An 11,644-nucleotide genomic window follows, 5' to 3' on the forward strand; every position below is an offset into this window, starting at 1 on the left:
CTCCCCATCCGCAGAGGAACCCCCGTCCCCCTTACGGCTCACGTCCACCGCAGAAACACCACCCACCTCCCCATCCCCCTCCACACGGACTTCCGCCCGCTCCCCCTCATCCCCCGCCGCCTCATCCCGCGCCCACCGCGCGATCACCCCGTCATCCCAGGAACGCCCCCACACCTCCGCCTCCCCCACCGGCCCTTCCCCTCTGGCCCCATCCGTCCCCGCACTCACCGCGCCACCCGCTCCCTCTGCTGCGTCTGCTCCCTCTGCTGCGTCCGCGACGGCGCCCGTACTCCGCCCTTCTCCTCTTCCTCCGCCGCCTCCGCCCGTTCCCTCGCCTGCTCCCGCTGCAGGAGGGACAACGCGGCGATCAGCCCCGCCTGCTCGTCAGGGGGCACGGCGAGTGGTTCCAAGGGGGCGAGGCGCTGTTCGCGCTCGGCGTCCAGCACGCGTTCCAGGCAGGCCGTCAGCAGCCGGCCGCCCGCCTCGCACAGCCGCAGCACCCGCCGTGGTCCCACCAGATCGGCGAGGCGTTCCCCGGCCTCGCGGGTGCGGCCGCCGAGCAGCACGGTCGCCAGCAGCGCGGCGGCCTCCTCGGGCCCGCCCCCGGCCGCCTCCGGGGCCTCCTCCTCAACCAGTTCCTCCAGGCAGCGGCGCCAGCGGCGGACATGGACGCCGATGCGTTCGGCGGCGCCGTCGGCGGCAGTCACCGGGACGTCGCCGGCTGCGGGGTCGCGGCGCCAGGCATCGGCCGTACGTTCGTCGGCTGCCGCGACGGTGCAGGTCAGCAGGGTGGTCAGCCCGTCGGTCAGAGCGTCGAGCAGGTCGCCTGGGCAACCGCTGCGGAGGTGTTCGCGCCACTGGGCACGGGCGTCGCCGGCCAGTACTTCCCCGGCCGTGATCCGCTCCCGTACCCGCTCCGCCGCCTCCTCGTACGCCTCCTCGACCCGTCCGGTCAGGCGCAGTGCGGCGGCGTGCTGGGCCGCGGCCGCGCCGGCCAGCGCGGGCAGGCGGCTGCGGAGCGAGGCGAGGACGCCGTTGGCGGTCCGCTCCGCGGCGGCGGTGCGGGCGACGGGGTCCTGGGCGTGCCGCGCCAGCCAGTCGCGGAGGTCGGCGACCGCGGTGGCGGGGAGCAGTCCGCTGCCGCCGCGGGCCGATTCGGGCAGTTCGGGGACGGTGAAGCACGGGACGTCGCCGAGGCCCGCGCGGCGGAGGAGGGCGGTGTAGCGCTGGGAGATGTCCGGGGCGAGCTGGTGCGGTACCCGGTCCAGCACCGTCACCAGTGTGACGTCGTACTCCTTGGCCGTACGCAGGAGATGCCAGGGCACCGCGTCGGCGTAGCGGGCGGCCGTGGTGACCAGCACCCATACGTCGGCGGCGCAGATCAGCCGGGCGGCCAGTTCGCGGTTGCGGGCGACGAGCGAGTCGATGTCGGGGGCGTCCAGCAACGCCAGTCCAGGCGGCAGCGTCGTGTCCGTCTCGATGCGCAGCGGAGGCATCCCGTCCTCGTCGGACGGCTCGTCGCCCCCTGGCTTCCCTCCGCTCTCACCGTCCCCACGGAAGGCTCGCCCCCCGGCCCCGTCTTCTCCCCCACCGCTCCCCTTGTACTCAAGGTGCTCGTCAGCTGCGTCGTTCTCGTCGGGACCGTACGCGCCCGCATAACTCCCTTCGTACGTCGCATCGCACCCGTCACGGCACGCGCCTCCGCACACCTCACCGCACCCGTCACCGCACGCGCCGTCGTACGCCGCGCCGTAGCGGCCCGCGCCCCCGTACCCGTGGGCGTGCGAGCACGGGCACGCGCCGTCGTACGCGCCGTCCGGCACGGGCCCCTGCCCGCAGCGGGGCTCACCACCCGCGCCCCCGTACGCCCCACCGCGCCCCCGGTCCCGTCCCGCGCCGGGGTTGTCCTGCTCCGGCATCCACATACGGGTCAGCCGGGGCAGTACGCGCTGTCCGGCGAACCAGTGGCGGTCGTCGGGATGGCAGACGAGTACCGGTGTCCGCGTCGTGGGGCGCAGCACACCGGCCTCCGACACCCGCCGTCCCAGCAGGGAGTTGACGAGCGTCGACTTGCCGGCGCCGGTCGATCCCCCGATGACAGCGAGCAGCGGGGCCTGCGGTGCGCGCAGGCGCGGCATCACGTAGTCGTCGATCTGGGCGAGCAGTTCGTCCCGGTCGCACCGGGCACGGGCCGCTCCGTCGAGGGCCAGCGGGAATCGGGCGGCGTCGACACGGTCGCGCAGTACGGACAGCGCGTCGATGAGTCGGAGGCGTACGTCCAAGGTGGGCACATGCGCAGAATGCCCAATTTTGTTGGGTTTTTGAAGCGTATGACCTGTGTGCGCGCCGCAAAATCACCACAAACCAGGACCAATTACCTACGAGATGACCGGGAAACGCGAGGCGCGGGCATAACGACTACACAACACCCGGCGCTCATGACGTCAAAACCGATGCGGGATTCGCACTCGCCTGCGAGTATCAGGGACGCTTCACCAAACCTCCACAAGGTGCCACGGAGGTGAAGCAACCGCGACAAGGCACCCGGACTCCTATCCTTGTCGCGGCCCGTGATCCACGTCCACCATCCGGCCCCCGTAGCTCAGTGGATAGAGCAGGTGCCTTCTAAGCACTTGGCCGCAGGTTCGAGTCCTGCCGGGGGCGCCGCACCGGACCCTCCTTCGGGAGGGCCTTCCCCCGTTCGCACACGCCCCGGCAGCCGCGGCCGCTTCACCGCACGAGCACCAAAACGCACCCGTAGGCCCGTCCGCGCCTCGCTGAACCGGCGCTCGTGCACACCGGTTCCCAGCCTTCCTGATCACGGTGAATGCCCGCAGCCCGGCCCAGGGCCTGAGAGAGCCGCGACCTGAGCGAGAGGGTGCGACTGCTGACGCGCCCTCGTGGGTCCGGCCACCGGGCAGGCGCGCATGGGCGCGATGAGCGATTGACCGCAGTGCATCAGCCGGGGAAGTGGGAGGACGCGCAGGCCCTGAGCAGAAGACACAGCCACGGGAGGTGAACCTCGCGACACGACCGGGAGGTGTGAGTTCACTACGGCCGACGCCCCCGACGAGCGGCCGAAGAGGCTCGTCGGGGGCGCTAGGCGGGGCGGGGCTGGTGCTCAGGTGGTGGGGCCTTCTTGCGGGTCGGGTGCGGGGTAGTGGTGCTCTGGGGCGGGTGCGGGGTGGTACGGCTCCGAGGCGGGCGTGGACTGGGGTGCGGTCCAAGGCGGGGCCGGGGGTTTGGTGAAGGGGACGGCTCCTTCGGGGGCCGTGGGGTTCGCGTGGTGGTCGCTGTGTTCGTGGGCCGGGGGTTGGTTCGGGTGGGTGGAAGGGGCGGGTGGTTCAGGAGCGGGGGTGTGGGACGGCTCGGTGGCAGGGTGGGGTGTCTCGATGCCGGAGGGGCCGGCCACGTACGCTGCCTGTTCGCCGGCGGAAGGGGGCGGCTCGGCGGCGTAGGACGGTTGCCCCGCGGTGGAAGGGGGCGGCCCGGCGGGGTACGACGGTTGCCCGGTGGCCGGCGAAGAGGCTCCGGCGCCGTACGCCGTCCGACCAGCCGTGAACGAGGTCGAAGGCGGGGTTTCGGCCCCTTGGCCCGTGCAAGCCGTGGAGCAGGACGAGTACGGCGGCTCAGTGGTGGTCGTGGTGGCCTCGTCGCTCGTTGACGGTGGTGTGGTGCCGGTGGAGTGGCGGGGCGGCATGAAGACCCGGTGGATGTGTTCGGCTTGCTCGTCGCGGCCGATGTCTTTCATGAGGCGGATGACGCGGTGCACGAGGACCGTGCGGGTGTCGGAGTCCTCGGTGAGGCCCAGGTCGGTCAGGACGGCGGAGAAATGGTCGGCCAGAGCGTCGCTCGATGTCTCCTCTCCCAGGGAGGTGAAGAAGCCCTCCCACCGCTCCGCCGCGCCGGGGCCGGCTACCGGGCCGTCCGACGGGCCAGGAGTTTCCGGACCAGAAGCCCCCGGGGCGGCGTCCCCCGGGTCGCCGGGGCCGTCGCCCGTGTCTGGCGCAGGAGGCGCCGGGATCAGGTGCCGAAGGCGTTCAGGGACCTCGGTGTCGTTCGCGGCGGCCGAGATCTGGGCGAGGAGGCCGATCATCTCCACGGTCTGTTCGACCTCGTCGTCGTGGCGGGACAGCCACCACACCACGGCGCTGCCCGGCGTCTTGAGGACCTCGTCGCCGAGATAGGCCCGCTTGCTCCGTTCGTATGCGCGCTCGTGTTCCCACATGTCCTGCGACTTGCGAAGCTCGGCGAGTTTCTGGAGCCGCTCGCGGTCGGCGGGGGCGAGGGTGAGGCGGATGTCGACGCCGCGTGTGAGCACCAGGTTTCCCTGGTCCTGGAGCGGGAGTCCCAGGGTGCCGTCGAGCAGGTGGCGGACGAGCTCCTCGCGTTCCGGCCGTTCGCCCGAGGTGACGTTCCGGGCCCGGGTCAGTACGTGGGAGACGGCCACGTTCGCCAAGTCGCCGCTGACGTAGTCGCGGACCGGGCGCCACAGGATCGTGGCGGAGAACAGGAAGTCGTACCCCTCCGCCGCGCTCGGCAGCGGCACATTGTGCACCTGCCAGTGGTGGAAGGGGGGTTCGGCCGGGGCGACGGGTGCCTGCGGGGGAATGGGGACCTGCGGGGGCATGGGAGCCGTCTGCGGATCGTGGGAGAAGTCGTCGGGCGGCGGAGGTGTCAGGACGAGCACCAGTCCGGTGCCCAAGAACACGACCACCCCCACGGTGATCAGCAGCCACACGGGCCAGCCGAGTCCGCCTCCGACGGCGAGCAGGGCGACGCCGCCGCAGCCGACAGCGGTCGCAAGGAGCTTGCTCCTGGAGTTCACTGGGTTTCTCCCGGGTCCGGTGCGTCAGGGCGTCCGTCCGGAAGGACGACGTCCTGCGCGAGATCGATCATGTGCCAGAACTGTTCGGCGACCGCCTCCCTGGCCCTGCTCTCCTCCGGGTCCCAGGAGTTCACCCGGGCCCAGTCGCAGGCGGTCGCATAGAAGCGGTGGAGCGTTTCGCGGCGGCCCTCGGCCGCGGCCGTCAGCACCTTCAGCACGGGGCTCCACCGCACGTCGTCCCGGACGGCCGTGAGCCAGCGGTACACCGCTGGCGTCCAGTCGTCGGGCGGCCGCTCCCTGGTGACGGCGCTCCAGGCGCGGTCCAGGTCGTCCCAGAGCGTCGGGGTCCGCGGCCCGGGCGGCCCGAGGAGGTCGACGAGAAGCGCCACCGCCTGGAACCTGAAATCCGCACCCGACCGGGACCGCAGACGGTCGAGGAGCTGGTCGAGGAGTTGGCGGTACAGGCGGCCGCTCCCCCGGGCCAGGTCCATCAGGGCCGGACGGGCCCCCGGCACCTTGCGGAGGGCGAGGTGGCGCAGCCGGACGACGGCCTGGTCGGGGTGGGTCGCGGCGATGTCCTGTCGGCAGACGTCGGTCAGGACGTCGGCGAGGACCGGTGACAGGGAGCCGCTCGCCCATTCGCGAATGCGTTTACGGAACTTGGCGCCGTGCCACTCGTGGCCGAGTCCCTGGCGGAGGACGGCCTTCGCCTCGGCGCGCAGGGGGCCGGGGGCGTCCGGCTTGGTCCAGGTCTCGACGAGCTGGAGCAGGTCCTCGTGCTGACCGGAGGTGAGGGCCTGCTCCGCCAGGCGAACGGCGATGCGTTCGCGGTCGTCGGCGGTGAGGTCGGACAGCCGGATCGCGTCCTTGATCCAGTCGAGCAGGCTGTCCCGCAGGTCGGGGAAGTTGGTCCAGAAGTGGGCGCGGACCGCCGCGTCGTAGGCCAGTCGTTCGAAGCTGACGCGTCCCTCCTGGTCGAGCTTGATCTGGAGGTCCTTGAGCTGCTGGCCGAGACCGGGCCGGGCCAGAAGCGGTATCTCCTCCTCCTCGTAACGGAGTTGGTCCAGTAGGCGCTGCGAGCCGTGGAAGATCGCGTCGGCGGTGGCGCCGCTGAACACGGCGGTGGTGAGCAGCAGTGCGCGCTCGCGGACGGTGTGGTGGTCGGCCACCTGCCGGGCCGCGTCGCCGGCCCAGTCGGTGACCGCGGCCATCGCCTCGGCGCACCAGGACGCGAAGTCGGTGCCGTAGCGGCCGCTGTCCCTCGCCCGCCGGATCATCTCGGCCAGCCGGGCCAGCTCGCGCATCGGCGACCGGTCGAGCAGCTGACGCAGCTCCGTTCCGGTCAGCTGCCCGGGCTCATGGGGGATGCCCTCCCACCGCAGGTGCTGGCGGAGGACCGTCAGCCCGCGCGGCCGCCCGAGGGGGACCCGCAACGGCGCGAACTGCGGGTCCAGCAGGCTGTCGAGACCGGTGGGAAGCACGACGACCAGCCGTGCGTCACCGGCCTCGACCTCCGCCCGGTACGAGGCGAGTTTCCGCTGGACGTCGCGGTAGATGTCGTCGTCCGCGGCGGACAGGTCGAGGAAGAAACGGTCGCCGGGGGCGGCCTCCAGGCGCGTGTCCTCGTCCTCGGCCGACAGTTCCTCGAACCGTCCCTCGGACTCCCCGAGCCGGTGCAGCAGCATGATCGCGGCGGTACGCCTGCCGCTGCCCCGCGGCCCGTCCAGCAGGACCATCGCTCCCGGGGCCGCCAGGCGTTCGAGGGCCCGGCCGAAGTCCCGGGGCGGGACGAAACGTTTGCTGAGGTCGCCGCGGTGGTTCTTGGCGACCTGCAAGGGGTCGCCGCCCGAACCGTTCGACCTGTCGGAGGTGCCCGGCGGGTTGCCCATAAAGATGTACTGCGCCCCGGTGCCGCTGTGCACCGGGCCCCTCGGATCGTTGACCCAGGCGTGGTTACGTCCGGTCATCAGTCCTCGTCCGCGCAGGACCGCGTGCCGTCGAAACGCTGCTGGACCGTGCCGGAGTTGTCCGCGGAACTGTGGTTGCCGCCCGTGTTGTTCCCGGCGACGTAGTTGACTCCCCTGTTGTCGCCGGAGAACTGCGGGGCGCCGTAGCGATTGCCGTTGTACTGGTCGCCCTGGCCGGCGTGCACGGGACCCTGCGGCTCGTTGACGAAGGTGCCCGAGAGATCACCGTTGAGGGTGCCGATGCCCGCGCGCTGGTGGATGTCCCGCGCCTGGGTGCGGTTGCCGCGGGACGACGACGCGCCGTCGTCCGCCGTCCGGTCCTCGTACCGTGTCCGGTCCGCGTCGACGACGGCCAGTTGCGGTACGAGACCGGCGAGTTCGTCCCCCAGGCCGGCCAGGTCGGCGTCGGCGTTCCGGTGATCCAGCCGCCGGTACTGCTGGTCGGCCAGTTCGGCGAGGGCCGGGGGCAGTGCGGCGCGGTCGAGCCGGGTCGCTTTGCCGACCAGCACGGGGATGACCAGGGCCCCGCTGTCGAACGCCTCCAGGATCTCGCGGCGGGTCCAGTCCCCGGGGTTGTCCAGCGCACGGCCGCCGTCGGGACCTTGCGCGTCGGCCCACCGCCCGCCGATGACGACCAGCATCACGCTGCTGCGGCGCACCGCGGTGATCAGCTCGCGGGGAAAGCTGCGTCCCGGCCCGATCGACTTGCTGGCGCGGAACACCCGCTCGCTCCCGAAGCGCCGGGAGAGTTCGCGTTCGATCAGGGTGGCCGTGGCTTCCTCGTCCCCGGTGCGGTAGTTGACGAAGATGTCGGGCATGACGGCTCTCGCTTTCGGATAAGGATGAATCGATAGATACCGGGCACGGTTCGGCCGTGCACCGGTGAGGTGATGGCTGTGAGAAGCAGGCCGCGCCCCTCGGGACGGCGGGCCCGCTGTGCCGCGGTGAGGCGTCAGTGCGCGGCGGGGCGGAGGGCCTGCGCCAGTGCGGGCTGGAGGTCACGTACCGCCCGGTTGCTCCGGAACCGCGACAGTTCCCGGGCGAGCCGGCGGACATCGGTGTTCACGGTGGCCGAGGGTGCGGCCGCCGTGAGGGGCAGCAGCTCCCCCGCGATCGCGCAGGAGTGCTCGATCTCTCCGGCGGCGGCGTGGGCCAAGGCCCGCCGCATGCCGTACCTGGCCCGGGTGCGCAGCGCCGTCGGGGCGATCCGGGAGCATTCCCGGTCGAGCATCCGTGCGGCCGTCCGCGGACGGCCGAGGTCGTGGAGGCACCAGCCGGTCACCATGGCCACCGGATCGGTCAGATGGGAGGTTCCGATCACCGGCCCTCCGTCTCCCTCACCCCTGGCGCGGTCGAGCAGTTCGCGGGCCCGGTCGAGACCGTTGCGGCAGGCGCGTTCGTCGCCCGCCAGGGCGTGCCCCTGCGCCTCGCGCTGGGCGGCCAGCCCCCGGATGCGCGGCGGCAGCACGTCGTCGCGCACCTGGCTCGCGAGGCCGATGGTCTGCGCCGCGTCGGAACGGTAGAGGGCGACCAGGGCGCGGCGGACGAGGGCGTAGGAGGCGAGGTGGCGGTCGCCTCCGGCCTGCCCCAACTCGACGGCGTCGGCCGTCCAGTCGAAGGCCGCCTGCTCGTCCCCGGCCTCCTGCGCCATCCAGCCGGTGTACTCGGCGAAGCGGGCGGCGAGGGCGAGCAGGCGCGTACGGTCCCTGGAGCCGCCCGCGGCCGCCAGTTCGATCACGGTACGGGTCTGCACCTTGAGGAGGGGGAGGAGGACTCCCGGGTCGGTGCTCTGCCCCAGGACGCGCATCTGGTCGAACTGGGCCCGGAACGGTGCGACGGCGGACATCCCCTCCGGGCCGGCGCTGCCCTCGACCGCGCCGAGCCCCAGGCTGATCAGTGTGCCGGTGCCGGCGGCGAGCATCTCCCGGCGGCCCACCAGCAGCGGGTCGTCGCCGGATCCGGGCTCGTCCTGGGGGAGTTCGCGCTCGGCCAGTCGTTGCAGTTCCCCGTCCGCGCCGAAGAGGGCGTCGCACCGGCGGGCGAGGTCGGTCGAGGCACGTCGCAGGCCGCGTTCCACCTTGCTGAGGTGCCCCTTGTCGTAATTCATCGCCACGGCGAACTCTCCCAGCGAGAGGCCCGCCTCCTGGCGCAGACGGCGGAGCTCCGAGCCGAAACTGTTGGGCGTGCGCATGCCAAACTCCCCCTTCGGGCCGCCGGGCGGCAAAGACGCGTCATCGGAGATCGGAGCGTTCGTCGCCGCTCCGGGAACGAGTTTGACAGTCCCCCCGCCCCCACGCCTCCGTTCCGGACGGGTTGCCCGTTGCCTCTTCAACTCCCCCGCATGGCACCCATCTCGGCCACCATGCAGAACACGCACCGCATCGATCAATTACGGTCGCGAGTACTCACAAAGCGAACTCCCCGGCCCCCCGCAGCCACCCTTCCGGGCCGGTCGCCGCACGGCGACCGGCCCGGACCGTTTCCTCAGACCCGGTACGCCGCGACGTACCGCCGTGGATCGCGGCGCAGATCCGTCTCCCAGCGCGCGGCACACCGCTCCGCGAAGGTCTTCCCCGTCTCCAGCACCTCGTCCAGTGGGTCGAGGTACTCCAGCACCTGCGGGCGCTCCAGCCCCGCGGACACCCGGGCCCGTAGTCCTTCCCGCGCGTACCGCACCAGTTCGGTCGCGAGGTCATGGACGCGGTCGCCGCCGAGGAGGGTGCGCAGGCCCTCGGCCGGCAGGCGTTCCGTCGCCTCCTCCTGTTCGGCGGCGGTGTAGCGGCCCAGCAGTTCGGCGGTGGCGGTCAGGGATGCCGGGTGGTAGGCCAGGCCCGTCCACAGTGCCGGTACGGCGGAGACGTACGGGTACGGGGGGCCGTCCGGGGCGCGCATTTCGAGGGTTCTGCGGGGTCTGATGTGGGTCCAGAGCTGTGTCAGGTGGGCGACCCAGTGGTCGAACGTCGGCATGAGGCCGTCGCCGAAGCCGTCCTCCAGGATCGCGGCGAACGGCTTGTCGGGGGCCGGCCTGAGCCGCCCCTCGCGGTCGCGGTAGCAGATCATGCGGCGTCCCAGCGCCCAGTCGACGACGGCGTCGAAGTCCGCTTCGCCCTCGATCGCGAACCGCAGCACCCCGCAGCGCTCCGGGTCCGTCCGCAGCCAGTTCCACGAACGGTGCGAGAGTAATCCGTCCAACTCTCCCACGTACAATGGTGAGTTGACGAGAAGCGCGGTCACGACAGGCGAGGCCGCCGACAGTGCCTTCAGCTTCCGGGCGAAGTCCTCCTCGGACACGTGGTCCAGATGGACCTGTGTGGACATCGACAACGACAGGATGCCCGGCGCCCTGCTGCCCGGCTCCCCGAGCCCGGCGAAAAAGGGGAACATCGACACCCCCCGGCTCAGCGGCATCCGGGGGACACTCTCGACCCGGTCGAAGGGCAACATCGCCCCGGGCAGGAGCGCCAGCCCGAAGCGTGCGAGCAGCTCCGCCAGGCGTTCCATGGTGCGCCGCAGCCCCTCCACCGCCGTGACCACATCGGCCTCCGGGGGCGCCGAGTACTCGATCTGGCCGCCGTGTTCGAGACCTATCAACCCTCCGTCCGCCAGTTTCACCCCGGTGAGTTCCCCGTCGTCGTACTGGGCCGTACCGCCCCATTCCTCAAGCAGCCCCGCCAGAACGGCCCTGATGCCGTTCGGCCCCTCGAAGGCGGCCCCGAGCCCGGTCTCCGGGTCGACGACCCCGCACTCGATCTCCAGCCCGACTTGCTCCGACGCAGTCGCCGGCGGGGCGAACAACGTTCTGAGATCATCCCGCCGCAGCCTGCCCATACCCATCAGCAGCTCTCCTCGCCTCAACGCCGACCGCACGAGCCGAGCCGCGCGCCGCCCTGGTTCCCCGTCCGTCGCACTCCGCACGGATCACGGGACACCCTCTGTGCACACAGGCACGCGGCAACACCAGCCGTAGTGAACCCCACCGCACAGAACACAGCTAGTGGGCACATCGGCCACGAGTGATGCCCCGGGGGCGCTCTCGGGCAACCCTTCGACGCCCGTCATCCGGTGCGGGGCGGTCCGGAAGGGACGGGTCGGCGTACGCGGGCGGCGGGGCCACCGTGCCCGGCCCGCTTCAGGGCGAGGATCTTCCGGGACTGCCGTACGGGCACGTCTGCGATGGTCCCCGCATGATCGGCGATCACCGCGCGGCCGCCGACCGCCGGGGAGCATGCCGTCAACCGGCTCCGAAGAGGTTCCCGCTCCCCGCCCTCATGACGGGCGTCCGTCCCCTCGCCGGACCACATCGCCCCATGCCGAGGGATTGTTTCCGGCAAGTACCTTAGACCTGTAAAGATATTGTGAGAGAGTACCTGCCGGTATCCAGGACCAGCCGTCCCGGGTCCCACACGCGTCCCACGCGTCACGGGACAACCACCGCAAGGCTGCACTCACGCAGTTCGGCCCCCGTAGCTCAGTGGATAGAGCAGGTGCCTTCTAAGCACTTGGCCGCAGGTTCGAGTCCTGCCGGGGGCGCTCTTTCACCGGCCGGTCGACGGCCCTGACGGCCCTCGTCACTCGCCACCGCTCGCTCGGCGCCCCGACGCGATGACGGCACACCATCAGCCACGGGGCCCGTCGGCCCTCAAGGCCGTCCGCCTGCTCTCGGAGGCACAACCAGCAGCGCTTCCACCCCCGGTGGGATATCTGCGGACACCCCCTCTCACCCCTCCACCCCCACCAACGCGAACGTGACATTGTCCGGCCCACCCGCCTCCATCGCGGCCTTCCAGAGTTCGAAGGCGGCGCGGCCGTTGGGGTGGGTGTGGAGGAGGGGGGTGAGGGTGGGTTCGGG

6 protein-coding genes, 2 tRNA genes and 1 pseudogene are annotated in these 11,644 nt (G+C 71.8%); 2 read left to right on the forward strand and 7 right to left on the reverse strand.

Going from position 1 to position 11,644, the window contains the following annotated elements; all coding sequences use genetic code 11:
- Positions 1-224 precede the first annotated feature (224 nt).
- Complete coding sequence (locus tag AC51EU_RS20665; RefSeq protein ID WP_496268497.1) at positions 225-2,291, reverse strand: ATP-binding protein; 2,067 nt, start codon at positions 2,289-2,291, stop codon at positions 225-227.
- Between the two features lie 300 nt (positions 2,292-2,591).
- Here AC51EU_RS20665 and AC51EU_RS20670 point away from each other — a divergent pair.
- A tRNA-Arg gene (locus AC51EU_RS20670) sits at positions 2,592-2,664 on the forward strand.
- Positions 2,665-3,121: 457 nt separating this feature from the next.
- On the opposite strand, the gene AC51EU_RS20675 is transcribed toward AC51EU_RS20670, so the two are convergent.
- The 5 genes from AC51EU_RS20675 to AC51EU_RS20695 all read right to left on the reverse strand — a co-directional run bounded on the left by AC51EU_RS20675 (position 3,122) and on the right by AC51EU_RS20695 (position 10,629).
- Entirely contained in the window at positions 3,122-4,828 is a 1,707-nt protein-coding gene (locus AC51EU_RS20675; RefSeq protein ID WP_496268498.1) for a hypothetical protein, read from the reverse strand.
- On the reverse strand, positions 4,825-6,795 hold the full coding sequence (locus AC51EU_RS20680) for a hypothetical protein (protein WP_496268499.1): 1,971 nt from the start codon (positions 6,793-6,795) through the stop codon (positions 4,825-4,827). Before AC51EU_RS20680 ends, AC51EU_RS20675 begins: the two co-directional genes overlap by 4 nt.
- Positions 6,795-7,613 (reverse strand): toll/interleukin-1 receptor domain-containing protein, encoded by an 819-nt coding sequence (locus tag AC51EU_RS20685; RefSeq protein WP_496268500.1) that lies wholly within the window; start codon positions 7,611-7,613, stop codon positions 6,795-6,797. The genes AC51EU_RS20680 and AC51EU_RS20685 overlap by 1 nt, the downstream gene beginning before the upstream one ends.
- A gap of 134 nt (positions 7,614-7,747) precedes the next feature.
- Positions 7,748-8,986 carry a helix-turn-helix domain-containing protein gene (locus tag AC51EU_RS20690; RefSeq protein WP_496268501.1) on the reverse strand — a complete coding sequence of 413 codons (1,239 nt, stop codon included), beginning with the start codon at positions 8,984-8,986 and terminating at the stop codon, positions 7,748-7,750.
- A gap of 293 nt (positions 8,987-9,279) precedes the next feature.
- The gene (locus tag AC51EU_RS20695; RefSeq protein WP_496268502.1) at positions 9,280-10,629 is read right to left on the reverse strand and encodes a glutamate-cysteine ligase family protein; all 1,350 of its coding nucleotides are present in this window, start codon (positions 10,627-10,629) and stop codon (positions 9,280-9,282) included.
- A 623-nt stretch (positions 10,630-11,252) separates the two neighbouring features.
- Here AC51EU_RS20695 and AC51EU_RS20700 point away from each other — a divergent pair.
- A tRNA-Arg gene (locus AC51EU_RS20700) sits at positions 11,253-11,325 on the forward strand.
- Between the two features lie 187 nt (positions 11,326-11,512).
- On the opposite strand, the pseudogene AC51EU_RS20705 reads toward AC51EU_RS20700, so the two are convergent.
- Positions 11,513-11,644 (reverse strand): annotated as a pseudogene (locus AC51EU_RS20705) (serine/threonine-protein phosphatase); the annotation flags it as partial.

It is taken from the genome of Candidatus Streptomyces philanthi, assembly GCF_059553635.1.

Excerpts from the sequence above, each read along its gene's own strand:
- AC51EU_RS20695 (WP_496268502.1), bottom strand. The coding sequence starts at position 10,629 with ATGGGTATGGGCAGGCTGCGGCGGGATGATCTCAGAACGTTGTTCGCC.
- AC51EU_RS20680 (WP_496268499.1), bottom strand. The coding sequence starts at position 6,795 with ATGACCGGACGTAACCACGCCTGGGTCAACGATCCGAGGGGCCCGGTG.
- AC51EU_RS20685 (WP_496268500.1), bottom strand. The coding sequence starts at position 7,613 with ATGCCCGACATCTTCGTCAACTACCGCACCGGGGACGAGGAAGCCACG.
- AC51EU_RS20690 (WP_496268501.1), bottom strand. The coding sequence starts at position 8,986 with ATGCGCACGCCCAACAGTTTCGGCTCGGAGCTCCGCCGTCTGCGCCAG.